Annotated in this window: 22 protein-coding genes and 1 pseudogene; 12 read left to right on the top strand and 11 right to left on the bottom strand. The window is 68.9% G+C overall.

Translation table 11 applies throughout. The features are described from left to right. Positions 1 to 50: 50 nt before the first annotated feature. Both ACFY10_RS33995 and ACFY10_RS33990 read right to left on the bottom strand, forming a co-directional pair. The gene (locus tag ACFY10_RS33995) at positions 51 to 914 is read right to left on the bottom strand and encodes a hypothetical protein (RefSeq protein WP_390669080.1); all 864 of its coding nucleotides are present in this window, start codon (positions 912 to 914) and stop codon (positions 51 to 53) included. 287 nt (positions 915 to 1,201) lie between these two features. Beyond that, positions 1,202 to 2,275: a chitinase gene (locus ACFY10_RS33990; protein ID WP_390669079.1), complete on the bottom strand. Its 1,074-nt coding sequence runs from the start codon at positions 2,273 to 2,275 to the stop codon at positions 1,202 to 1,204. Between the two features lie 270 nt (positions 2,276 to 2,545). Here ACFY10_RS33990 and ACFY10_RS33985 point away from each other — a divergent pair, with 270 nt between their 5' ends. Both ACFY10_RS33985 and ACFY10_RS33980 read left to right on the top strand, forming a co-directional pair. Next, entirely contained in the window at positions 2,546 to 3,892 is a 1,347-nt protein-coding gene (locus ACFY10_RS33985; protein ID WP_390669078.1) for a hypothetical protein, read from the top strand. Between the two features lie 275 nt (positions 3,893 to 4,167). Then, positions 4,168 to 4,503, top strand: a complete 336-nt coding sequence (locus ACFY10_RS33980) for a helix-turn-helix transcriptional regulator (protein WP_390669077.1) — start codon at positions 4,168 to 4,170, stop codon at positions 4,501 to 4,503. Between the two features lie 68 nt (positions 4,504 to 4,571). Here ACFY10_RS33980 and ACFY10_RS33975 read toward each other — a convergent pair whose 3' ends face one another. Beyond that, entirely contained in the window at positions 4,572 to 4,952 is a 381-nt protein-coding gene (locus tag ACFY10_RS33975; protein WP_390669076.1) for a hypothetical protein, read from the bottom strand. Positions 4,953 to 4,987: 35 nt separating this feature from the next. Beyond that, positions 4,988 to 5,473, bottom strand: coding sequence for a hypothetical protein (locus ACFY10_RS33970; protein WP_390669075.1), 486 nt, complete (start codon positions 5,471 to 5,473; stop codon positions 4,988 to 4,990). 334 nt (positions 5,474 to 5,807) lie between these two features. Here ACFY10_RS33970 and ACFY10_RS33965 point away from each other — a divergent pair. Continuing rightward, a pseudogene (locus tag ACFY10_RS33965) lies at positions 5,808 to 5,936 on the top strand (XRE family transcriptional regulator); the annotation flags it as partial. A gap of 430 nt (positions 5,937 to 6,366) precedes the next feature. On the opposite strand, the gene ACFY10_RS33960 reads toward ACFY10_RS33965, so the two are convergent. Beyond that, entirely contained in the window at positions 6,367 to 6,774 is a 408-nt protein-coding gene (locus tag ACFY10_RS33960) for a hypothetical protein (RefSeq protein WP_390669074.1), read from the bottom strand. Between the two features lie 506 nt (positions 6,775 to 7,280). Here ACFY10_RS33960 and ACFY10_RS33955 point away from each other — a divergent pair. Further along, positions 7,281 to 7,820 (top strand): AAA family ATPase, encoded by a 540-nt coding sequence (locus ACFY10_RS33955; RefSeq protein ID WP_390669073.1) that lies wholly within the window; start codon positions 7,281 to 7,283, stop codon positions 7,818 to 7,820. A gap of 361 nt (positions 7,821 to 8,181) precedes the next feature. Next, positions 8,182 to 9,321 carry a sugar ABC transporter substrate-binding protein gene (locus ACFY10_RS33950; RefSeq protein WP_390669072.1) on the top strand — a complete coding sequence of 380 codons (1,140 nt, stop codon included), beginning with the start codon at positions 8,182 to 8,184 and terminating at the stop codon, positions 9,319 to 9,321. 45 nt (positions 9,322 to 9,366) lie between these two features. On the opposite strand, the gene ACFY10_RS33945 is transcribed toward ACFY10_RS33950, so the two are convergent. Continuing rightward, positions 9,367 to 10,806 carry a DEAD/DEAH box helicase gene (locus tag ACFY10_RS33945; protein ID WP_390669268.1) on the bottom strand — a complete coding sequence of 480 codons (1,440 nt, stop codon included), beginning with the start codon at positions 10,804 to 10,806 and terminating at the stop codon, positions 9,367 to 9,369. A gap of 277 nt (positions 10,807 to 11,083) precedes the next feature. After that, positions 11,084 to 11,287: a cold-shock protein gene (locus tag ACFY10_RS33940; RefSeq protein WP_007383480.1), complete on the bottom strand. Its 204-nt coding sequence runs from the start codon at positions 11,285 to 11,287 to the stop codon at positions 11,084 to 11,086. A gap of 201 nt (positions 11,288 to 11,488) precedes the next feature. Here ACFY10_RS33940 and ACFY10_RS33935 point away from each other — a divergent pair, with 201 nt between their 5' ends. Further along, positions 11,489 to 11,860, top strand: a complete 372-nt coding sequence (locus tag ACFY10_RS33935; RefSeq protein WP_390669071.1) for a DUF952 domain-containing protein — start codon at positions 11,489 to 11,491, stop codon at positions 11,858 to 11,860. 190 nt (positions 11,861 to 12,050) lie between these two features. Next, positions 12,051 to 12,851, top strand: coding sequence for a hypothetical protein (locus ACFY10_RS33930; protein WP_390669070.1), 801 nt, complete (start codon positions 12,051 to 12,053; stop codon positions 12,849 to 12,851). Between the two features lie 26 nt (positions 12,852 to 12,877). Here the strand turns inward: ACFY10_RS33930 and ACFY10_RS33925 are convergent, their stop codons facing one another. After that, positions 12,878 to 13,336, bottom strand: coding sequence for a hypothetical protein (locus ACFY10_RS33925; protein ID WP_390669069.1), 459 nt, complete (start codon positions 13,334 to 13,336; stop codon positions 12,878 to 12,880). Positions 13,337 to 13,506: 170 nt separating this feature from the next. Here ACFY10_RS33925 and ACFY10_RS33920 point away from each other — a divergent pair, with 170 nt between their 5' ends. After that, positions 13,507 to 14,757, top strand: coding sequence for a histidine kinase (locus ACFY10_RS33920; RefSeq protein ID WP_390669068.1), 1,251 nt, complete (start codon positions 13,507 to 13,509; stop codon positions 14,755 to 14,757). Next, the gene (locus ACFY10_RS33915; RefSeq protein ID WP_390669067.1) at positions 14,745 to 15,389 is read left to right on the top strand and encodes a LuxR C-terminal-related transcriptional regulator; all 645 of its coding nucleotides are present in this window, start codon (positions 14,745 to 14,747) and stop codon (positions 15,387 to 15,389) included. The genes ACFY10_RS33920 and ACFY10_RS33915 overlap by 13 nt, the downstream gene beginning before the upstream one ends. 75 nt (positions 15,390 to 15,464) lie before the next feature. Here ACFY10_RS33915 and ACFY10_RS33910 read toward each other — a convergent pair whose 3' ends face one another. Both ACFY10_RS33910 and ACFY10_RS33905 read right to left on the bottom strand, forming a co-directional pair. After that, a complete protein-coding gene (locus ACFY10_RS33910) occupies positions 15,465 to 16,814 on the bottom strand; it encodes a S8 family serine peptidase (protein WP_390669066.1) in 1,350 nt (449 codons plus the stop codon). Positions 16,815 to 16,985: 171 nt separating this feature from the next. Beyond that, on the bottom strand, positions 16,986 to 18,284 hold the full coding sequence (locus ACFY10_RS33905) for a helix-turn-helix domain-containing protein (protein ID WP_390669065.1): 1,299 nt from the start codon (positions 18,282 to 18,284) through the stop codon (positions 16,986 to 16,988). 187 nt (positions 18,285 to 18,471) lie between these two features. Here ACFY10_RS33905 and ACFY10_RS33900 point away from each other — a divergent pair, with 187 nt between their 5' ends. Beyond that, positions 18,472 to 19,200, top strand: a complete 729-nt coding sequence (locus ACFY10_RS33900) for a DUF4232 domain-containing protein (RefSeq protein WP_390669064.1) — start codon at positions 18,472 to 18,474, stop codon at positions 19,198 to 19,200. 91 nt (positions 19,201 to 19,291) lie between these two features. Here the strand turns inward: ACFY10_RS33900 and ACFY10_RS33895 are convergent, their stop codons facing one another. Then, on the bottom strand, positions 19,292 to 20,521 hold the full coding sequence (locus ACFY10_RS33895) for a S8 family serine peptidase (protein WP_390669267.1): 1,230 nt from the start codon (positions 20,519 to 20,521) through the stop codon (positions 19,292 to 19,294). Positions 20,522 to 20,791: 270 nt separating this feature from the next. Here ACFY10_RS33895 and ACFY10_RS33890 point away from each other — a divergent pair, with 270 nt between their 5' ends. Beyond that, a complete protein-coding gene (locus ACFY10_RS33890; RefSeq protein WP_390669063.1) occupies positions 20,792 to 21,595 on the top strand; it encodes a TrmB family transcriptional regulator in 804 nt (267 codons plus the stop codon). A 142-nt stretch (positions 21,596 to 21,737) separates the two neighbouring features. Continuing rightward, entirely contained in the window at positions 21,738 to 22,526 is a 789-nt protein-coding gene (locus ACFY10_RS33885) for a PE-PPE domain-containing protein (RefSeq protein WP_390669062.1), read from the top strand. Positions 22,527 to 22,608 lie beyond the last annotated feature (82 nt).

Genomic DNA, 22,608 nt, shown 5'->3' with positions numbered 1-22,608 from the left:
GACCCTGGCCGATGAAGAAGGCCAGGGTCAGGGGCGAGGTCAGCGGACGGTCAGCTCACGCACAGCAGCCCGAGCACGCAGATCCCCGACGGGGACGTCGACGCCGTGTCGGAGCTGGACTGGGACGTGTCCGAAGAGCCGGACGTGTTCGAGGACGAGCCGGACGACGTGTTCGACGATCCGGAGCTCGAGCTCGTGCCGGCGGTGGACGTCGAGGACGGGGACTGAGTCGTCTTCGTGGCGGTGTCGGCGGCCTTCGAGGTGGTGTCCTCGACGGTCTTGGTCGCCTGCTGGGCCGCCGTCGTCGGCGTCGAGCTCGGTGTCGGGGCCGTGTACTGCTGGGTCTTCGCCGAGTCGGTGTGGGGCGCGGTGGCGGTGGTGGAGCGCTGCCGCGCGCTGCCGGTGGTGGACGCCTCGTCGGCCCGGGGCTTGCGGTGCTTCCCCGTGCCCGGAGTGGTCGACGGGAGATCTGCCGACGTGTCCACCGACTGCTCCCCGGAACCCATGCTCGACAGGTCCGTGGCCGCCGACGCCTGGTTGCCGTGGCCGGGGCCGCGGTCCATCGAGGCAACGGTCAGGCCGCCGCCGACGAGAGCGACGGCGGTCGCGACCACGGCCTTGCGCTGGTTCTTCTTCCAGCGGGCCCGCTGCCGACGCCGGGCCGCCCGGCCCAGCCCCGTCGAGGCGGACGCCGGGCTCTCGGCGTCACCCCCGGCGGCCTGCAGGTCGTCGTAGCCCTCGTATGCATCGGTGTCGGGTATCCCGGCCGACTCCGGCCAGAGCCCCATGGCGGCGGGCGCCGCGGTGGTACGGCCGTGCGAGGTCACCGGTGCGATGTCGGGGGCGTAGGCACCGCAACCGGGGCACACCAGGGCGCCGTTGAGGTGCCGGCGGCATGAGGAGCAGTAGTCCATCCGCAGTTTTCCTGACCCTTCGCACGGGGGATGCATGGGAGATCGAACGGCCTGCAACGGTAACGAGGGTTTCGAAAGACTGTGTGAGGCGTGTGTGCTTCTCCTGCGCGGATTCTCTGCACACCTTGCACTCGGCGGTCGAACTCCCAGGTCAGCGCCGGAACTCTCACGTGATGTGCGAATCCGTGGCTCTGATCACAGTCCGACCGCCGAGACCGCCGACGAGCAGCACGGCGGCGGCTTCGGCCTCGGGCGCGGTTTCCCCGTGCTGACCCGGCCCGGCGCCGCTAGCGGCGCGTGAACGGCTCGAAGGTGTGGCTGAAGTACCAGGTGTCCTGCGCGATCCCGGAGCAGGAGTTGGCGCCGGCGGTGCCCACGCACCCGCCGTTGTCACGCTGGAGAGCCCAGAAGGAAAGGGTGTTGATGCCCGCGGCTTCGGCCCACTTCTCGACCTTCGCCGCGTCCTGGGTGGTGAAGGTCTCCTCGGGGCCGAAGTCGTCGATGCCGGGCATCTCGGTGACGCCGATCATGTGCCACAGCTTCGCAGGGCTCTTGTGCGGGTAGAGCGCGGCGAGTTGGCCGTGCAGCCCGGCCGCGGCCGTCTCGGTGTCGGCGGCCATGTCGTGGGTGGCGCCGTCCCAGTAGTCGAACGTCATGATGTTGACGACGTCCACGCGCGCGTGGTTGTCGACGGCGTTCTTGAGGAGAGCCACGCCGTTCGGCGCGAGACCGGTGGTGGTCGTGGGCAGGGTGTACGAGAACTGCACGCGCCGCCCGGTCCGTTCGGCCCACCGCTGCACCTGGGCGATGGCCTTGTTGCGTCGGTCGATTCCGGCGGAGTTGTTGATGGAGTCGGCCTCGATGTCGAGATCGATCCGCTCGATCCCATACGTGGTCACCAGGCTCTCGTACACCTTGGCGATGGCGTCGACGCTGGTGCAGCTGTCGGCGAGTTCGGTGCCGGTGGTGTCGGCGCCGTAGCCGCCGAAGGACGGGACGACGTTGCCGCCGCGGGCCTGGATCGCCGCGATGTCCTTGCCGAAGGACGACGGGGCGGACTTGGAGATGGGCTGGGTGGTGTCGCCGTTCCAGTACGCGGTGCACGAACCGGCCGCGTCCGTCTGCAGAAACGCCATGGTCAGGTACTTGTTGCCGGAGGCGGCGGCGAGCGCGGCCGGGCTCTCCCCGGTCCACGCCTCGAAGTACGGCGCGGCGACATGGGCGGGCATGGGCGCCGCGGGCAGCGAGGACCCGGCTTCCGCTCCGAAGGCCCCGCCTCCCCCGAGCGCGACCAGCCCGGCCGACAGGCCGGTCACGGTGATGCAGGACAGCAACGCACGAAGAGAACGCGGTCGTCTCATTGACGCTCCCATGGGGCACGAGGACGGAGATGAAAGGGGGGTGGGGGCGAACGGCGACCATCTTTGGACTAGACCATTTGTCTGTCAAGGTTCTTTACAGTTATCTGACCCTTCGGGTTCTTGGGGTTCTTCGGACTCTTCGGGCGGACGGTGTGTGAACTGCCGTACACGAGACGCCCCTACAACCTTCTGTCCCGGCAGGTCGTCCAACTCGCCGCCCGGTGCTGACGACTGCGCCGGGGTCTCTTCCGTCGGTTTCTGGGGGATGTCATGAGTTCTGTCCCGGCCGGGCGTGTGCTGCGCCGAGGGGCCTGTGCCGCAGCCGTGGGAGCGTTGGCGGTCGCCGGTCTCGGGAGCGGGGTCGCCTCCGCCGACGAGGCGCAGAGCGATCAGCTGTGGATCCAGGCGCCGTACGAGCAGTCGGTCACCGTCGCTCCGGACGGGGGCGCGGCGCAGTACCGCTCGCTGGCGCTCGGCCTGTACCACGACAACGACACCTTCACGGTGACCGATGGCCGGCTGACCGTGGACGTCTCGGGGCTCGCCGGTGTAGCGGACGTGTCCTGGCCCGACAACTGCACGCCGAACGACGCCGGTACGGTCGCCGTGTGCGACACCGGCAACGTGCCGACCCGCTACAGCGCGCAGGTGCAGCTGAAGGTGCGGGCCGCTGCGGGCGCGGCAGTGGGAGCGCAGGGCGCGATCGAGTACTCCGCCACGGCCACAGGCGGGCCCGACGGCACGCTCACCGCCCCGGAGGGCTCAGCGGAAACCTTCGTGACCGTCGGCTCCGGCCCGGACCTCGGCGTCACTGCCCCGCAGGACGTCAACGACGTAGCGCTGGGCACCAGCCTCACCGTCCCGTTCTCCATCACCAACACCGGCAACGAGACCGCCCACGGCTTCACCGTGAAGATGTGGGCGACGTACGGCCTCGACGTCGTCACCCGCTACCCGCAGTGCACCTACACGGGCCCGGACGACAGCGGCGACTACACGCCCATGACATACGCGACCTGCACCTTCGACACCGAAGTCACGCCCGGTGCCACCGTGCAACTGCCGCAGCCGCTACAGCTCGCCGTCACCGACCACGCGCTGTACGAGCGCTTCGACTACGAGGTCCAGCCCGCCGGCGACACCACCGACCTCGACACCTCGGACAACGGCCGCTCCTGGCACATCAACGCCGACAACACCGCCGACTTCGCCGTGCACGGCACCGAGGTGAGCGGCGCGGCCGGCGACACCGTCACCGCCGCCTTCCGCTTCGTCAACCGCGGCCCGGCCTGGGTCGGCAACGTCAGCTCGGGCGACCCGGTCGCCGTGATCGACTTCTACCTTCCGGAGGGCACCACGGCCACGTCCGTACCGGACACCTGCCACACTGCCTCAACGTCCGGCGACGACCCGACCATCGGCCACTACGCCTGCACCCTGCCGCTGTGGGCGAAGCCGGACCTGAAGGTCAGCTTCCCGTTCCAACTGCGCATTGACCGGGTGGTGCCGGACGCGACGGGGCGGGTTGTTGTTCACCCGCACTCAGACACATCCGTCAACTTCGACCCGAACAGCAAGAACAACTCGGCGAAGGTGGTTGTGAATCCGTCGGCCTGAGAGCCCGCGACAGTGGCGAGGGGGGCGAGCCTGCGGCTCGTCTCCCTTCCGTCACTCAGACTCCCGGTTGCTGACACGGCTGCTGTGACTGCCCGTACGTCAGATTGCCGGGAGCGCCCGCGGCGTGTGGCTGCACGCGGGCTCGGTGAGCGGCGAACCCCAGCCGCCGGGAGACGGTATGCCTTTGTCAGTGGCTGGCGCTAGGTTGATCACGACCACCGCCGCACCGGGGGCACGGGGCTCTGCTTGGACGGCGGTATCAGGAAGGACCTGCCATGACCAACAGGTCGACTTGCGCCTATCGCCGTACGGGGGCCGATCCGGTGCGGGGGATCTCCGGACTGGATCGTCTGACGGAGCGGGAGAAGGAAGTACTTCTTCTGCTGGGCACGGGCCTGGGCAACCGGCAACTGGCCCGGGAGCTGCGCATCGCGGAACGGACCGTGAAGGCCCACATCGCGCGGATCGTGGAAAAGCTGGATCAGCAGACGCGGTTGCAGGCCGCGGTGCTCTCCGTACTCGTTCACCACGTGCTGTGCACCGACACGCGCTGCGCATGCTGGCACGCGGCGACGGCGGCCGAGGACCCACCGCTGCTGTCCGCCGCGTGACCGACGGCCCTGCGCGGCTCAGCGGCCTTCCCCGGCGGGAGGGCCGCTGAGCCGCGGGTGCTCGTGCGTTATCCGGCGGCGGCTTCGAGCGGGAACGTGAAGGCGTGGGTTTCCTCGCGTGTGCCGTCGAACAGGATGAGGTGCAGGGTGACCGAACGGGCGTCCGCGTACGGTCCGGGCTGCACCGAGAGGGAACCCTCGGTGGCGCTGCCATCGGGTGAGAGGCCGAAGGCTCCTCCCGAATCGAGGTATTCGTTGCCGACGTCGTCGAGCGCTTCCAGGGCGAGGAAGACGTACGGCTCGTGGTTGCCGACCTCGTTCTCCTCGTCGGGTTCGCTCTGGGGAAGAGGAGGAGTGAGGCGGTAGCGCAGCTCCATGTGTTCGGTGGTGGCGGCGAAGCCCGCGATGGTCAGCTCGTGGCGTCCGCCCAGAACGGGAACGTTCTTCATCCGGCTAATCTCCCCTTATGCCCCCGTGTGCGGGATCAGGCCGAGGGTACCTTGCACGTGATCGTGCGGTAGGCACCGGACCTCGGGTGGCTGATGCTCTTGATCAGCCAGAAGAAGCTGATCTCGTCGTTGGTCTTGATGGTGAAGTTGCGGCCGCTGCCCTTGCGTTGGTAGCTCTTGATGCTCGAGTGGAAGTCGTAGCTGCTCGAGCGGGTGTGGGGGCCGTAGGGCGGGTTGATCTCGTGGCCGGAGACGAAGGCCTGCGGCATCGAGACGTTGACCAGGGAGCCGAGGTTCCTCTTCGTCGCAGCGGTCAGCTTGAAGCTCCAGGTGAGCCGGCCGTTGGGCATGCGGGAGAACTTCACGTTGGAGACGGCGTGCTTGAACTCGCCCTTGCACTGGGGGACGGAGGCGGCCGGGGCGGCCGGGGCGGCGACGCCGGTTCCGGCGAGGCTGCCGAGGAAGACAGAGCTGAACAGAGCAAGCGTTGTGGTCCTGCGTATCGCGGTCCTGATGGTCACGCGGGAATCCCCTCTTCGCATGGGTTGTCCATGTAGACGCCATGGAGCGTATGAGGGGGCGTGATGGGACGGAATTGTCTCTTCGGGCAGTGCCCCGAAGGGCAGTGTCCTTTGGTTCTACGGCAGTTGGCCCTCGGGCAACGGCGCCGCGCCAGGCGGTTGGGGTCCGGGCAGCGGCCCCGTCACCTTCACCACCGCCGGTCGCATGCGGTACCCCGGCCGCAGGATGGCCGTGCAGATCGGAAACTCCGCGCCCGGCGACACATGGTGGGCCAGGGGCCCTGCACAGCGTCACCTTGCAGACGGTCAGGAGCGGCGTACGCGTGCGGCCTTCTTCCGTTTCGATCATGATGCCTTGGTGACTTCGCACCTCGCCCGACTCGTCGGCCACGATTCCCCGCTTCTGCACCTGCGTCGACAGAGCGATGGGGGGATGTGGTCACGCTTCGCGGAGCGCGCCTAGGAACTGTGGGAGCGGGGAGTGCAAATCCGCAGGTAGAGAGGCCCTCTGCCACGAACCGCGAACGTACTTTTGCAAGTAGCTACCTGCACACCAAGGGCCCCGCGTCCCTCCGCCTGACCGCGCTCGCCGACGGGCGTCTGCGCGTCGGGGTCTGGGACAGCCACCCCCGCATTCCCGCACCCTTCGGGCAACCGCCCCACGACCACGTCCCACTCGCCCCGCTGGATGCCGACGGGGGGCGCGGCCTGTACCTCGTACAGGAATACGCCGACTGCTGGGGCGGCGTGTCCCTCGGCGACGGCCCGTTCGAGCGTCACGTGGCACGAGCCGCTGGTGACCGCATGCACAATCAAAACGAATAGGGGCCGTCAGCAAGCCGACGACCCCTCACGAAAGACCGAGCTGGTTACCCGGGTGAACCAGCCGGCGATTATTCGTTGAACTCGCCACTGTCGTTACACGGTTCACCCATGGTGGGGTCCATGAATGCACTAGTCGGGTACTTCCCCCAGCAGATGACGAACGTATAGCTGCCAGAGTTTCCGATATTGTAACCCTTACTGTCGCATCCGCTGTCGCCGCCGTCGGAAACCGTCATTACTCTTTCGTAGCCGGAAGTGGTGAAATATGAATTATAGAAAACCGCGCCATATACGCCCTTGCCGTCCGCCTCGGTGTCGCAGATCTTGAAGACGTCTCCGTCGTCAATGAAGGTCATGTAGCCGTGGCCTATGTCTACGGTCTTGTTTGCGGCAAAGGCGGGACTCGCTGTCGCGACAATCATTGCGGCGGCGCCTACGGCCCCCGCCGCCGTGCGGGTGAGCTTGGAATTAAACATTATCCCCCCATTTATCGGCCGCTCTATTTGCGAGCCGAATCAAGTTGTTGATCGCTATGTCCGGGCAGTCTGCCATGAACTCGTCAAATCCACAATGCAGCCTGGGTGGATGCGTGCTCATGATGTGAGAAGGGGAGCTGTAGGGCTTAATTGGGATGGTCGCGGTACTGGTAGTGGGCGGCGACGATGCTGTGCCATCCGGAGAGGCTGGCCAGGATGCGGGGCAGAGAGCCGGTGCGGGCGTGGAGGCATCGAGCGGTCGGTGAAGCGGGTTTGGCCGGTGGCCTGCCCGGTCTGGCGAGGTGGCTAAGCCCCTGGCGGCCCCAAGCGGCAAGGAGCAGCATCGACCCAAAGCGGGCCGTCGGCTCTGGCTCCACTCGATTGCTGAGCTCCCGTAGAAGGGGCCGCCTGGACAAGCAGGCGGCGACCGCCGGTCGCGGGAGCCCCGGCGACATTGTGCCCTCGGCTCGGAGCCAACGCATCCGAGGGCTGTCTACGCTGGCGGCGTGACGTTGGTGTGGGTGACGGGGAATTCAGGGACTGGTAAGTCCACGGTCTGCGGGGTGTTGCGAGCGCGTGGCTACGTTGCGGTCGATGCCGACGAGGACGGGTTCAGTTGCTGGATCGACCGGGATCAGGGCGAGGTTGTGGTGGATCCTCCGGATCCGGTCCCTGGGGGCTGGCTCGACCGATACGGGTGGGCGATCGTCCGTGAGCGCGTTGAGGCCCTCGTCGAGGAGTCTCGTTTCCGAATCGCGTTCTTGTGTGGGTCGGCGGAGAACGAGGCAGATGTCCGCGATCTTTTCGACCTCATCGTGTGCCTGGTGATCGACGAGGACATCCTTCGCCACCGGCTCGCGACCCGCACTACGAACACGTTCGGTCAGCATCCCGAAGAACTCGCAGCTGCCCTGATGTGGAATCCTCGGATGCGAGCGATCTACGAAAGTCAGGGCGCGACGATCATCGATGCATCCCAGCCGGTGACCGAGGTGGTGGACGGCGTGATCGACGCAGTTCAGGGGCTGACAGGGGCCACCCGATAACTGTCGTGCACCACCGTGCTGGGGTCGGCCAATCGGCCTTTCTTCTCACGGACCTTTCTTTTCTCACGGACCTTTCTTCTCACGGACCTGCCGGCGCAGCGGGCAGTGGATCACGACCCCCGACCCGGCGGACCTTCTCCAACCCCAATGCGCCTGCCGGGTGCCGCAGCTGTCACTGCTGTCGTCGGGACATCGAAGCGTCCGGCAGGGCCAGAGCGCGCGCGGTACACGCGCCGGATGGGGAGATTCAGTATGAAGTTGAAAGGATGACAACCGGATGTCTTGACGTCGTCTCCACGAGCCCGTTGGCTTCTCCTTCATCCGGTGGCCCGCTCCTCCACTGCCCGGAAGGCACCTGCAAGTGATCGTTCAGACCCCCCGCAGAACCGGCGCGCGTCGTTTCGCCGTCGTCCCCGTTCTTGCCTGCGCCTCGGCGCTCCTCCTCTCCTCGTGCGGTGTCATCGACAGCGTCAGCGGGAGCAGTAGTTCCGCGAGTCCGAAGAAGGGGGACGACATCACGGTGGGGCTGCTGCTGCCCGACAAGGACACGGCGCGGTTCGAGAAGTTCGACTACCCGCTCATCAAGGCGCGGGTTGCCTCCCTCACGCACGACAAGGGCAAGGTCCGCTACGCCAACGCCGGTGCGAGCGTGGCCAAGCAGAGCACGCAGTTCGCGGAGATGATCGACGCCAAGGTGGACATCATCCTGGTGGACGCGGTGGACTCCAAGGCGATCGCGCCGGATGTGCAGAAGGCCAAGGACGCCGGGATTCCCGTCATCGCGTACGACCGGCTCGCCCAGGGGCCGATCGACGCGTACGTCTCGCACGACAACGAGCTCGTCGGCGAGGTGCAGGGCCGGGCCATCACCGACGCGCTCGGCAGCAAGGCCGCCACCAGCAAGATCGTCATGATGAACGGCGATCCCGGCGACCCGAACACGGAACGCTTCAAGGAGGGCGCGCTCAGCGAGCTGAAGGGCCGGGTCGTCATCGCCAAGTCGTACGACACCGACAAGTGGCTGCCCTCGGCCGCCAAGGCGAACATGCGGAGGGCCATCCAGTCCGTGGGGCTGAGCAACATAGCCGCCGTCTACTCGGCGAACGACGGTATGGCGGGTGCCATCATCGACGCGCTGAAGTCGGCGGGCGTCACCAAGATGCCGCCGGTCACCGGGCAGGACGCCAACCTGGACGCCGTGCAGCGGATCGTCTCGGGCGAGCAGCAGATGACCGTGTACAAGTCGTTCCTGCTGGAGGCGGCCAACGCCGCGGAGATGGCGGTGGACAAGGTGAAGGGCAAGAGCCTCGAGTTCGACGCGCTGACCCAGGACTCGGTCGACAGCCCCACCCAGAAGGCCATCCCGGCGATGCTGGTCCCCGTGGTCGCCCTCACGAAGAACAACATCAAGTCCACGGTGATCAAGGACGGTGTCTACACCGTCAAGGACATCTGCACCGCGAAGTACGCGGCGGACTGTGCGGCCATCGGTCTGAAGTAGCGCCACACCGCCCGGGACGCAGGAGCGTCCCGGGCGCCGCCGGTCTCAGCGGCCGTTCCCCTTGGCGCCCTTGGCCGGGGAGCGGCGGCGGCCCTGCTGGGCGGGGCGGCCGCGCCGTGCCCGCGGGGCGGAACCCGTACGCGCCGGGCGGCCGTCGGCTGCCGGGCGGTTCTCCGTGGCCGGCGGAGTGAGCACGACGGGCACGCCCGACGGGGCCTGGGCGCCGGTGATCCGGCTCAGTTCGGCCTCGCCCGAGCGGACCCGGGTGGTCCGCGGGGAGATCCCGGCGTCGGCCATCAGACGGGACACCTCGCGGCGCTGATGGGGCAGGACCAGCGTGACGACGGTGCCGGACTCGCCGGCGCGTGCCGTACGGCCGCCCCGGTGCAGGTAGTCCTTGTGGTCACCGGGCGGGTCGACGTTGACGACGAGGTCGAGGTTGTCCACGTGGATTCCGCGGGCCGCCACGTTCGTGGCCACCAGCACGCTGACATGGCCGTCCTTGAACTGGGCCAGGGTCCGGGTGCGCTGGTTCTGCGACTTGCCGCCGTGCAGGGCCGCCGCGCGCACCCCGACGGCCAGCAGCTTCTTGGCCAGCCGGTCCGCCGCGTGCTTGGTGTCCAGGAACATGATCACCCGCCCGTCACGGGCGGCGATCTCGGTGGTGGTGGCGTGCTTGTCCTCGTCCTCCACGTGCAGCACGTGGTGGTCCATGGTGGTGACGGCGCCCGCGGACGGGTCCACGGAGTGGACGACGGGGTCGTGCAGGTAGGTGCGGACCAGACGGTCGACATTACGGTCCAACGTCGCTGAGAACAGCAGTCGTTGACCGCCGGGGCGCACCTGGTCCAGCAGGGCGGTGACCTGCGGCATGAAGCCCATGTCGGCCATCTGGTCGGCCTCGTCCAGGACGGTGATGGAGACCTGGTCCAGGCGGCAGTCGCCCCGGTCTATGAGGTCCTTGAGCCGGCCGGGTGTCGCCACGACGACCTCGGCTCCTCCTCGCAGGGCGCTCGCCTGGCGGCCGATCGACAGCCCGCCGACCACGGTGGCGAGCCGCAGCCGCAGCGCGCGGGCGTACGGCGTGAGCGCGTCGGTGACCTGCTGGGCCAGTTCCCTGGTGGGTACGAGGACGAGGGCCAGCGGCTGCCGGGGCTCGGCCCGCTGTCCTGCGGTCCGGGCCAGCAGGGCGAGGCCGAAGGCAAGGGTCTTGCCCGAGCCGGTGCGACCGCGGCCCAGGACGTCCCTGCCTGCCAGGGAGTTCGGCAGCGTCGCGGCCTGGATGGGGAAGGGGGCACTCACGCCTTCGGCGCCGAGCGTGGCCAACAGCCGCTCGGGCATGTCGAGTTCGGCGAAATCCTCGACGGGCGGCAGTGCCGGGGTGACGGTGACCGGCAGTGCGAACTCGCCGCCGGTCGCGGCGGGGCGGCCCCGGCCCGTACGGGGACGAGTGGGTCTCTTGCTCGGGCGAGCTGTGCGGTTCATGCGGTTCATACGGAACCCTCCTCGATGCGGCACGTATCGAGGAATGCCTCCCAGCGGCCGGGCCGTATGAGGATTCGCAAGAAGGAGCCGGAGAATGCGAAGGAACGGAAGAAGAAATCGAAGTGAAGGATGGAGCGAAGGTTTGAAACGGAGGATGAAACGAAAGGTGGAGCGAACGATGAGGTGACGATTTGGCCGGAGTACCGGGAAACGCAACGAGCCGGGGCCCGCACCCAAAGAGTGCGGGCCCCAGCCACGTGGTACGTACGCGTCAGCGTCAGGCGGGAACGATGTTCTCGGCCTGCGGGCCCTTCTGGCCCTGCGTCACGTCGAAGGTCACCTTCTGGCCCTCCTGAAGCTCGCGGAAGCCCGAGGTGGCGATGTTCGAGTAGTGCGCGAAAACGTCGGCGCCGCCACCGTCCTGCTCGATGAAGCCGAAGCCCTTTTCCGCGTTGAACCACTTCACGGTGCCAGATGCCATATTGAATCTCCCTTGAGGGCAGTGCCCGGGTCCGCACCTTGCGGTCCCGGCGTCGCAGCAACGATTTACCCAGGTCGGACACAAAAAAGAGTGCTCGTCGACGGAAGGTCGAAGAGCACTCAAAAGCCTCTGGTAACCAAAACTGCCACTTTTATCACGGTAGCACAGGTCGGGGCGCGCCGCTGAGGTATAACCGGAGCCATGATCTATCACGTCGTGCCGAGCGCCGAGTGGAACGCAAGTCCGGACCGGCCCTACGCCCCTGCCTCCCTGGCCGGGGACGGTTTCGTCCACTGCTCCCCCGACGAGGCGACCACGCTCAAAATCGTGAACACGTTCTACGGCAGCGCTCCCCGGCCGCTGCTCGCGCTGCTGCTCGACGAGGCACGGCTGACCGCGGAGTGCGTATGGGAGGCGGCGGATCCCGCGCCGCCGCCGGGCGTCGCCGAGGGCACCCTGTTCCCGCATGTGTTCGGGCCTCTCGACCGCGGGGCGGTGGAGCGCGTCCTGGTCGTCCGGTGGGACGAGGAGGGCCGGGCGACGGGACTGGAGGACGCGCCGGACGCCGGCTGACGACCGCCGCAGGGTCCCCGGTATCGGTCCCCGATATCACTCGCCGTACGCCCCTGACCAGCAGATCTGCCCTCATGTTCAGGTTGCTTTCAGGCCCGGACGCGGCTCGGGCAACTCAAGCACTACAAGCGCCAAAACTCTGGCAAAGGGGCCTGTGGCGGCGGCCCTCCACCGTGTCATCGTGCCTGCCATGACGACAGATCACCTCACCCCCAACCGGCCCGCGCAGCACGCGAGCCACATACGGCATGCCGCGAGCAAGGTGCCGGAGGTGACCGTCTACTTCTGGATCATCAAGGTGCTGACCACCGGCATGGGTGAGACGGCCTCCGACTGGCTGGCCCATCTGCTCGGCCCGATCCCCGCGGTCGGCCTCGGCGGCCTCGGCTTCGTGGCCGCTCTGGCGGTGCAGTTCGCCGTGCGCCGGTACGTCGCCTGGATCTACTGGACGGCGATCGTGGTGGTCAGCGTGTTCGGCACGATGGCCGCCGATGTGCTGCACGTCGGCCTCGGGGTGCCGTACCTGGTCTCGACCCCGGTCTTCATGGTCGCGCTGGCCGCCGTCTTCGTCCTCTGGTACCGCAGCGAGGGCACCCTCTCCATCCACAGCATCCACACCCGGCGCCGCGAGGCCTTCTACTGGGCGGCCGTCCTCGCCACTTTCGCGCTCGGCACCGCCGCAGGCGACCTCACCGCCACGATCGGCCTCGGCTACCTCGGTTCGGCCGTCGTGTACGCCGCCGCCATCGCCGTCCCGGCCGTCGCCCACCGCTGGGGCAGCCTGAACGCGGTGGCCGCCTTCTGGTCGGCGTACGTCATCACCCGCCCGCTCGGGGCCTCCGTCGCCGACTGGATGGCCGTGAGTCACCAGCGGGGCGGCCTTGAGCTGGGGCTGGGCCCGGTCACCCTGTCCTGGACGGTCGCCATCCTCGGCTTCGTCGGCTACCTGGCGGTCTCGCGTACGGACGTCCGCAGCGACGCCATGGCCTGAGTACGGCAGCGGTTGCATCGTGCCGGTCAGGCCGCGCGGCGGGCGAGCCCCCGTACGGCCAGCACCGCGCACACCGTCGCCAGCGGCAGCTCCGCGCCGAACGCCATTGCCAGCGCCGAGAGTTGATCCCCGCCCGGGGCCGCCGTCACCGTGTCGAACCAGGCGTCGACCACCAGCAGCGTCGCGGTGGCGGAGGCCGTGAGGGCGTGCAGGTGGTGGCCGCGGGCGGCCAGCAGCCCCGTGGCGATCAGGCCCAGCGCCTCCAGGGTGTCCAGGCCGACCCAGGCGGTGTTCCAGTGCGCGGCGACCGCGGTACCGGGCAGGCCCTTCGCCAGCACGACCAGCCAGGGCAGCAGGGCCAGCCCGCAGCCGACGAGGACGTGTTCCGTGCGGCACCGGCGGCGGAGCCGCGACACGGCCGCACGGGGGGTGGCCCTCTGCTCCTGACGGGCGACCTGTTCCTGACGGATCATCAGCATGCTCATCGGTTCGGACTCCTCGCGTTTCGGGCTCTCCTCCACGGCCTCAAGCCTTCGCCGATCGGCGGTCACAGTCAGTAACGCAGCTGTCCGTTCCGGGGGTGGTACTAGTTGCACCCCGAGCCGGGCACTCGCACCATGGACCGCCCCTGACCAGGGCACGTAGCGTTTCCCCAATGCGCACCGTCACCCGTTTACAGGGGCTGCTCCTACGGCCGTTCCGAGGGACCGGACACCAGGCCGCCTTCTTCGCCTCGGGTCTGCTGATCCAGTTCGGTGTCCTGGTCGTCATGGCCCTGCCGTGGATCTTCTTCCACCCGGAATCGGCGGGGGCCGTCCTGCTCGCGCTGGTCGCGCCGCTGCCCGCTGTCGCACTTGCCGGGCCGCTCCTGACCGAGGTGCAGCGTGCCCGCTTCCGCATGCGGCTCGGCGTGGACATCCCTTCGCCGTATGTGGGACGGCGGCCCCGGCTGCCCGCGTGGCTGCGGTCCCCGGTGGGGCGGCGGCAGCTCCTGTACCACCTGGTGGACGGGCCGCTCCTGGCCCTTGCGGAGCTCTGCGTGCTGCTGACCTGGGCCGCCGCGACCGCCGCCGCCTCGGTCTACGTGTGGATCTGGGCCGTACCGCTGGACTGGCGCATGGCGCACCTCGGGTATTCGACCTGGGCGGCGTACCTCACGGTTGCCGGAATCGGCCTGTTGGACCTGACGGCCTGGCTGTCCGGGGTCCTCACCCGGCTGGACACCCGTGTCGCGACCGTCCTGCTCGGACCCAGCCGTGCCGAGGAGCTGGAGCGCCGGGTCGAGGTGCTGACCGAGAGCCGGTCGGGTCTGGTGGACGCGGTCGACGCCGAACGGCGGCGTATCGAGCGGGACTTGCACGACGGCGCCCAGCAGCGGCTGGTCTCCCTGGCCGTGAACCTCGGGATCGCCAGGGCCACCCTCGGCGACCTGCCCGAGAACGCCCGCCGCGTGCTCGACGAGGCACACCGGGAGGCGAAGGAGGCGATCGAGGAACTGAGCAGTCTGGTACGGGGGCTGCACCCGGCCGTCCTGGAGGACCGCGGCCTCGACGCCGCGCTCTCCGGCCTCGCCGCCCGGGCGCCCGTACCGGTCCGGGTGACGGTGGACCTGGCGGGGCGGCTGTCGCCCACGATCGAGTCCGTCGCCTACTTCGTCGTCTCCGAGGCGCTCACGAACGTGGTGAAGCACGCGGAGGCGTCCGAGGCCGAGGTCACGGTGGAGCGCGCCGGGACGACCCTGCTGGTCGTCATCCGTGACGACGGCGTGGGCGGCGCCCGACCCGGCGGCGGCAGCGGACTTTCGGGGCTGGCCAAGCGGGTCGCCTCGGTCGATGGCACGCTGTCGGTCGACAGCCCCGCAGGGGGACCGACCGTCATCACCGTGGAGCTGCCGTGCGTGCCGTGATCGCCGAGGATTCCGTACTGCTCCGGATCGGCGTGGTCAGGGTCCTGGAGATGGCCGGCTTCGAGGTGGCCGCCGAAGTGGGCGACGCGGAGGCGCTGTTGACGGCAGTGGAGGAGCACCGCCCGGACATCGCGGTGGTGGACGTCCGCATGCCCCCCGGCTTCACGGACGAGGGCGTACGGGCCGCGCTGGTCGTCAAACGCCAGTGGCCGAAGACCGGCGTACTGCTCCTCTCCCAGTACGTGGAGGAGCGCTACGCGACCGATCTGCTGTCGGCCAACACCTCGGGCATCGGCTACCTGCTCAAGCAACGGGTCGCGGACGTCGAGGAGTTCGCGGCCACCCTGCGCCGGGTCGCCGAGGGCGGCACCGCCCTGGACCCGCAGGTCGTCTCCCAGCTGCTGGTACGCCGGCACAGCGACCCGCTGGACCGCCTCACCCCCCGCGAGCGCGAGGTCCTGGAACTGATGGCGGGCGGCCGGTCCAACGCCGGCATAGCCGAACAACTCGTAGTCAGCGAGAGCGCGGTGGCCAAGCACATCAACAACATCTTCGCCAAGCTCGACCTGCCGAAGGCGGACGCGGACCACCGCCGGGTCCTTGCGGTGCTGCACTTTCTCGGGGTGGCGTGAGCGCCGGACGGCCCCCGGCTGAAACGCGAACGGCCCGGGTGCGGAACCCGGGCCGTCCGTGTCGTGCCGGAGGTGTCAGCCGCGGCTGGCCTTTGCCAGGGCCGGGACGAACTTGAGGGCGTCCACCGTGCCGACGCCGGTGGCGAGGTCGTAGCCGTTGACGGCCTTGTAGCCGGTCACGCCCTGGTAGCTGTTGTTGGTGCCGTCGTTGACGTCGACGACGCCGTTGGCCTTGGCGTTGTGGGCGTAGAGGCCGTACAGGGCCTTCTGGATGTTGCCCACCCGGTGGCCGGCCGCCTGGTCGGCGAGCGCGACGATGCCCGAGAACAGCGGGGTGGCCTCGCTGGTGCCGCCGCTGACGTCCCAGCCGACGGCCGTCGGGTCGTAGCTGGAGTAGACCCAGGCGCCGCCGTTGACCGCAGCGGTCATCGAGATGTCCGGGGTGCCGCGACGGGTGCCGACCTTGCTCTTCACGCCGTCCTGGAAGGACGGGCGGGTGAAGACGTGGGACTGGCCGCCACCGCCGGAGCCGTAGTCGTTGTAGACGCTGTCCGGCTTGACGCGGTCGCCCTTGTCGTCGAGGTGCAGCTGGGTGCCGCCGATCGAGGTGACCAGCGGGTCCGAGGACGGCCAGGAGTTGACGCGCTTCTTGTAGTACGTCTTGCCGTCCAGCTTGAGGTCGGTCGCGCCGCCGTCACCGGAGGCGGCCAGCACGGTCACCTTCTTGCGGTTCGCGTCCTGGAAGGCGTACCGCAGCTTCTTGATGCTGGAGAAGTCGCCCCTGCTGAAACCGGGGAACGTGTTCTCCGTGGCGCCGAAGCTCTGGCTGATGACGTCGCCGACGTTGTGGTCGATCAGGTACTTCTCGGCGTCCATCATCTCCGGCAGACCGGTGGTGCCCTCGGTCTCGGAGACCGCCGTCTCCACCACGACGATCTTGGCGGCGGGTGCCACCGCGTGCGCCATCTCGACGTCCAGGGTGGTCTCGCCCGCCCAGCCGGTCATGTCGGAGTTCTTGGGGTCGAAGGCGGGGACGTGCCCCCACTTGACGACCTTCACCTTGGTGCTGGGCAGACCGAACTGCCTGCTGTAGACGTCGAGGTCGTGCTGCACGGTCGGAGAACCGTACGAGTCGACGATGACGATCGTGCGCCCCTTGCCCGTAATGCCCTTCTTGTACAGCGGGTTGAGGTCGTACGCCTTGCGGTACTGGAGCGGGGTGTAGCAGTTGATGTGCCACTTGGCCTGGCACTGCTCGCTGGTCAGCGGGCTGCTCACACCGTGGACCAGGTTGTGCCCGGCGACGGCCGGTACCGCCAGGGTGTGCGGTACGGCGGCGGGCGCGGCGGTCGCCAGTGCGGTGACCGCGAGGGCGGCGACGGACGTGGCAGCCGCGACGCCCAGCCCGATTCGGGCTATGTGCATGGATCCCCCTGGGTTCGGAGTCTCACGAAGAGGATTCGCGACGGGTTCGCGAAGTGGTCTCGGTCTCACGAAGTGATCTCGAAATGGTCTTCGCGCATCTCATCGAATGAGTCATGCACAGTTCAAGGTCATTGAAGGGACGATGCCGAACCCTTTACCTCCCGATTGAGGTCAGCTTTCCTCTTTGATCCACTCGCTGCCGCCCAGCGGGTAGACGTAGGACGGGCGGCCCACGTTGGAGCTGGTGCGGAACGGGGTGCCGGCGTTGTCGATGTGGACCGTGCCCCGGCGGCTGCCGCTGGACCAGTCCAGGGTGAGGTCCCAGCGGATGTCATGGGCCTTGGTGTGGGCGACGACGTAGAAGACCTCCGGGTCGGACTCGCTCACCTTGTACGGGAAGTCGCGCTGGCCTCCCTTGACGGTGACCGCGGGACTGCCCTGGTCGAGGTCGACGTCGAACGACTTGGTCTCGACGCCACCGCCGCAGCCGCTGCCCATCGCGTAGTTGTTCCAGGCGGGCGGCGCGCTCACGGAGAGGACGCGTACGTGCAGCGCCTCCAGGACGACGGTCTCCGCGCCGGTGCCCTGGACGGTGAGGGCGACCTCCTGCTGGCCCGAGGACACCGCCCCGTAGGCGGCGGCCCAGCGCGGGGCGTCCGGCTCGCTCGCCGGCGGGCCGACCTGATCGGGTCCGCTGTCGACGAGGAAGTGCTGGCTGCACGGCTGGTCGTAGACGTAGGGACGGGTGCCGACGGTGAGCGGGACGGCGCCGGAGGCGCCGCCGTCGGCCTGCCCGCCCCCGCTGCGCTTGCCGCCGCTCTGTGAAGCGGCCGGGGACCCGGTGGCGCCCGCGGAGGCCGGTGCGGACGGCTTGTGTCCCGTCGCGCTCGGGGACGGGGAGTCGGACGGGCTCGCGGTGTCCGGCGTACCGGTGGCGAGAGCGGTGTCACCGGCTGCCCGATCGCCACCCGTGTCGTGCCCGCCGTTGAACGGCACGGTGAGCGCGACGGCTCCCAGCACGGCGGCCACCGCGACGGCGGCGATCAGGACGGTACGGCGACGGCGGGGCGGCGCGGCCTGGCGCGGCATGTCGACGACGACGGGCTCATCGGTCCGCTCGGGCTCATCGGTCCCCTCGTCGTCATCGCCCGCGTCCGGTGCGGGCGTTGCCGACGGGCCCGGATCCACCGTGACCTGTTCCGCCCGGCTCCCGCGTGCCGCGTCCGCCAGGATCCAGCGCCGGTGCAGCTCCACCAGCTCCTCCGGCGTCGCCCGGCAGACCCTCGCCAGGCGCTCCACCGGTGCGTACTCGACGGGCACCGCGGTGCCGTTGCAGTAGCGGTGCAGCGTCGACGTGCTCATGTGCAGCCGCTTGGCGAGCGTCCCGTAGCTCAGTCCGGAGCGGTCCTTGAGCTCCCGCAGCAGCTGCGCGAACGGCTCCGTTCCGTCGGCCCCTGTTGCCCCTGGCACCCGTTTCCCCATCCCCTCGTGTTCCAGTCCCGCGTTCCAGGACCACTTCGTTCCCCCTGGTCAGAACGCGTTTCGGTGTTCCAGCGTCCCCAACTCCCCGCTGTCCGTGGCGGTTGGGACGGATCACCTCACAAGCTTCGGTCATCCAATCACCACCGCCACCCGAACACCGAAGGGGCACAGCAACATGTCCAACCTCCGCACCTCCCGCACCCGGCTCGTCGGCGCCGCCGCGACCGTCGTTCTCGCCGCGCTCTCCCTGACCGCGTGCAACAACGGCACGGGCGTCAAGGCCGAGGGAGCCTCGGCGGCCACCACGCCGACCGCGAACTCCTCTTCGTCCACCCCTTCGGCGTCCGCTTCTCCCTCTTCTTCTTCCTCTTCTTCTTCGTCGTCCGCTGCGGGCTCCGGCTCCTCCGCCCCGAAGGCCACCGGGGCCACGCACATCTCCGCGTCGAAGGCGTCCGGCGGGAGCACCTCCTCCAGCAAGCCGGTCACCTGCGAGGGTTCCAACACCAAGACGGTCGCTGCCCCGCTGACCCGCCCCGTGAACCACATGCTGCTCACGGTGACCAACACCGGTTCCAGGACCTGCTTCCTCTACGGCTACCCGGCCGTCCAGTTCGGCCAGGCCCAGTCCGTGCCTCCGGTCATCGAGGACTCGCAGCCGCAGGCGGTCGTCACGCTCGAGCCGGGCCAGTCCGGATACGCGGCCATCAGCCTGTCCGCCACCGACGGCAGCGGATCGGACGGCTACACCTCGAAGTCCCTGAGCGTCTACTTCTACGGCCGCTCCATGAGCGGGAGCGTCGGCAAGGGCGCCCACCCGTCACTGCCCGCGAAGGGCGTCTACGTCGACGACTCGCTCAAGGTGACGTACTGGCAGCAGTCGATGGACGACGCCGTCAACTGGTGACGCGACAGGAGTGCGCGCAGCACTTCGCCCCGCCGGATCGACCGACGGGGCGAAGCAACTGCTGTTCTGTTGGGACTACTTGGCTGCCCGGCTACTTGGTGAAGGCCGCGACACCGTTCGGGGTACCCAGGCCCGTCGGGCCGTCGTAACCCTTGCCCGCCTTGCACAGGTAGTCGCTGCAGGACCCGTTGGCGCCGTCGGTGACGTCGTTCAGCTTGTCCGCGTGGGCGTAGGGGTACGAGGCCGGAACGTCACCCGAGCCCGGGGTGCCCGCGAGGGCGTACACGCCGGCGATGAACGGCGAGGAGGCGCTGGTGCCGCCGTACACGTTCCAGCCGCTGGCCTGGTAGGTGTCGTAGACAGCGAGACCGGTGGCCGGGTCGGCCACGGCTGCGACGTCGGCGACGGCGCGCTTGGCGCAGCCGCTGTCCTTCTGCCAGGACGGCTTGGCGTCATACGCCGAGCAGCCCGAGCCCGCTCCGTCGCCGCCGGCGGCCTTGCCCCAGACGGACTCGGAGTAGCCGCGGGTGCTGCTGTCCTTCTTGAGCGAGGTGCCGCCGACAGCGGTGACGTACTGCGAGGCGGCCGGGTACTCGACGCCGTAGCCGCTGTCGCCGGAGCTGACGGTGATGGCGACGCCGGGGTGCTTGAAGTACTGGTCGTCCGAGGTCGTGTCCGCGGCTTCCTCGCCGCCGCCGTAGCTGTTGGAGACGTACTTGGCGCCCTGCTTGACGGCCTGGTTCACGGCCGCGCCGAGGTCGTCCATGTTGGCGGACTTGGCCTCGACGAGCAGGATCTTGCACTGCGGGCAGGCCGCGCTGACCATGTCGACGTCGAGGGAGATCTCCCCGGCCCAACCGGCGTCGGGGGCCGGGTAGTTGGTGCCGCCGTCTTGGTCGATCTTCTTGAAGCAGCCGTTGGCGGTGGAGCACTCCGGCAGGCCGTACTGGGAGCGGTAGGCCGCCAGGTCCTTCTCGGCGTTCGGGTCGTCGTTGGCGTCGACGATCGCGACGGTGGCGTCCTTGCCGCCGTCCTTGGGCAGGTTGTAGGCGGCCTGCAGGTCGGCCGGGCCGAAGCCCTTGGGGGTGTCCTGGCGGCCGAGGGACTTCTGCGACTTGAGGTCGGTGCGGACCTCTGCCTGACATGCCATGTAGCCGGGCTTGCTCGGCTGCGAACAGAGCCGGTGCGTGTGCACCGTGGAGGCCGGGGAAGACGCCGTGGTGGACGTCGTCGCGAAGGCCGAGGACTGCGCGGCGACGGCCAGGCCGCCGGTTATCAGAGCCGCTGCCGACAGCAGTGCCGGGGCACCGCGGCGTATCAGTTTCCTTCTGCGATGGGAACTCAATGAACTGCCCTCCGTGGGGGGATGGGTGGCTCCACGACGGCGGCTGGAAGCGATGTCACGTGCATGACAAGCGGTTTCCATTGGGGGTGCCGGGTGAAGCCGGTTGTTCGGGCATCCTGTTGGTGTTGCCACCCCGGTCAGTGGTGGCTGTAGACGAGGTTATTGACCGTTTGCCGAAGAGAACAGCGCGAGTTGGTAAAACCTTGCCTCCCAACTCCTCGACGCCGACAGGTACCTTGTGCAGCCATGGAGCTTGAAGACGGAACCATCAACGACCTGATGTCCCTGGGCCTGGCCCGGTACGAGGCTCGGGTCTACCTGGCACTCGTCAGGCGTGGTTCCTACACGGCCGCCGAGGTAGCCCGGGAGGCCGACGTGCCGCGCCAACGCGTCTACGACGTGCTGGATGCGCTGGTACGGCGGCAGTTGGCCACCTCGCACCCCGGTCGCGTGGCCACGTACTCCGCCGTCACGCCCGAGCTGGCCCTCGCCCGGCTGATGGCGCTGCAACGCGAGTCCGTCGACCGCTTGGAGCGGGTCTCGCAGGGGCTGGCCGGTGTCCTGCAGCCGCTGTGGTCCCAGGGGCGGGAGCAGACCGATCCGCTGGACTACATCGAGATCCTGCGCGACCCGAAGGCGATCGCCGAGCGCTTCGCCGACATCCAGCGGCAGGCGCGGCACGAACTTCTCACCTTCTGCAAACCGCCGTTCGTCGCCCCCGCCGAGAACACGGAGGGCCTGGCGGTGGTCGACCGGATCCACCGGGCGGGCGGCACCGTCCGGGCGATCTACCTCGACGACGCCCTGGACGACCCCGAGACGGTCGAGCACGTACGGCGCTTCGCCGCCGCCGGGGAGGAAGCCCGCTTCGCTCCCGAACTGCCGCTGAAACTCGTCATAGCCGACGCCTCCCTCGTCCTGTGCGACATGCCCGACCCGGTGGCCGGCGCCGGTTCCACCACCACGCTCTTCATCGAGCACCCGGCGCTCGCGGGCTGCCTGCGGCTGGCCTTCCACACCGTGTGGAAGGACGCGGCGCCCGGGCCGTGAACACCTGTCCGGGCGGCTGCCACCTGCGCAGTCATCGACATGTCATTGCGATGTGATCACCCGTTCCTAGCGTCTGGAGTGTTCGTTTCCGAGCACGTCCACGACCTCAGGGGGAGATCAGGCAATGTCGCAAACGAGCAGGATGGCACGGGTTGTTCGCGCCGCGGTCATGACGGCGGCGCTGGCTGCCGGCACCGCCGTGGCGTTCCCCGCCGCCGCGCACGCGGCCGACGCGGAGCACTACTACATAGAGATCGGCGGTACCGGCGCCACGGACAACAAGGACGGTTGCGCGACCACCACAAGGTCCTACGACTTCGTGAACGGGACTCTCCCCGCCGGCTCCGCGATCAAGGTGTGCTACCCGGCCACCGCCGGCCCGATCATCGGCCCCCACGGCCCGCTCATCGACGGCACGACACCGAACCCCGACGCCCTCACCGCACCGACCTACGACGCCAGCGTGCAGATCGGCTACGAGAAGGGGCTGGAGGCGGCACGGGAGACCCACCGCCTGCACCCGGACGCCACGCTCACGATCACCGGCTACTCCCAGGGCGCACAGGCCGCGGACCGGGTGCTCCAGACGATCGCGAGCGGCAGCTCCGGCATTCCGCTCTCCCAGGTCGACGGCATGCTCTACGCCGACCCGATGCAGCCCGACACCGGCCTCGGGGCGCATTTCCCCAAGGGGTTGGGCATCCCCGGCGTGGCCACCCTGCCCGGCGCCGGCCCGGCGGAGTTCAACGGCATTCCGGTCACGCGGTACTGCATCACCGCCGACCCGGTGTGCGACCTGAGGTCCCCGCTGAACGCTCCCCACTACTTCGACCTGCACCCGAAGTACCCGCAGTTCGTCATCCCCCAGACCCTCGCCGACCACGGCAAGGACGGGGTCCAGTGGAGGAACGCCGACGGGAGCCCCGTGTAGGGCTCCTGGCGGAAGGGGGAACGGGGGACGGGGGACAGGGAACCGGGGGACGGGGGAGCGGCCCGGCCGACCACAATTCGGC

It is taken from the genome of Streptomyces sp. NPDC001401 (assembly GCF_042895385.1).
In the GTDB taxonomy this organism is placed as follows: domain Bacteria; phylum Actinomycetota; class Actinomycetes; order Streptomycetales; family Streptomycetaceae; genus Streptomyces.
The sequence above is the reverse complement of the archived record's forward strand: the minus strand, read 5'-3'. Positions and strand labels throughout refer to the sequence as shown.

Coding starts and splice junctions, on each gene's coding strand:
- ACFY10_RS33995 (WP_390669080.1), bottom strand. CDS start 914: ATGGACTACTGCTCCTCATGCCGCCGGCACCTCAACGGCGCCCTGGTG.
- ACFY10_RS33990 (WP_390669079.1), bottom strand. CDS start 2,275: ATGAGACGACCGCGTTCTCTTCGTGCGTTGCTGTCCTGCATCACCGTG.
- ACFY10_RS33985 (WP_390669078.1), top strand. CDS start 2,546: ATGAGTTCTGTCCCGGCCGGGCGTGTGCTGCGCCGAGGGGCCTGTGCC.
- ACFY10_RS33980 (WP_390669077.1), top strand. CDS start 4,168: ATGACCAACAGGTCGACTTGCGCCTATCGCCGTACGGGGGCCGATCCG.
- ACFY10_RS33975 (WP_390669076.1), bottom strand. CDS start 4,952: ATGAAGAACGTTCCCGTTCTGGGCGGACGCCACGAGCTGACCATCGCG.
- ACFY10_RS33960 (WP_390669074.1), bottom strand. CDS start 6,774: ATGTTTAATTCCAAGCTCACCCGCACGGCGGCGGGGGCCGTAGGCGCC.
- ACFY10_RS33945 (WP_390669268.1), bottom strand. CDS start 10,806: ATGAACCGCACAGCTCGCCCGAGCAAGAGACCCACTCGTCCCCGTACG.
- ACFY10_RS33940 (WP_007383480.1), bottom strand. CDS start 11,287: ATGGCATCTGGCACCGTGAAGTGGTTCAACGCGGAAAAGGGCTTCGGC.
- ACFY10_RS33935 (WP_390669071.1), top strand. CDS start 11,489: ATGATCTATCACGTCGTGCCGAGCGCCGAGTGGAACGCAAGTCCGGAC.
- ACFY10_RS33930 (WP_390669070.1), top strand. CDS start 12,051: ATGACGACAGATCACCTCACCCCCAACCGGCCCGCGCAGCACGCGAGC.
- ACFY10_RS33925 (WP_390669069.1), bottom strand. CDS start 13,336: ATGAGCATGCTGATGATCCGTCAGGAACAGGTCGCCCGTCAGGAGCAG.
- ACFY10_RS33920 (WP_390669068.1), top strand. CDS start 13,507: ATGCGCACCGTCACCCGTTTACAGGGGCTGCTCCTACGGCCGTTCCGA.
- ACFY10_RS33910 (WP_390669066.1), bottom strand. CDS start 16,814: ATGCACATAGCCCGAATCGGGCTGGGCGTCGCGGCTGCCACGTCCGTC.
- ACFY10_RS33900 (WP_390669064.1), top strand. CDS start 18,472: ATGTCCAACCTCCGCACCTCCCGCACCCGGCTCGTCGGCGCCGCCGCG.
- ACFY10_RS33890 (WP_390669063.1), top strand. CDS start 20,792: ATGGAGCTTGAAGACGGAACCATCAACGACCTGATGTCCCTGGGCCTG.
- ACFY10_RS33885 (WP_390669062.1), top strand. CDS start 21,738: ATGGCACGGGTTGTTCGCGCCGCGGTCATGACGGCGGCGCTGGCTGCC.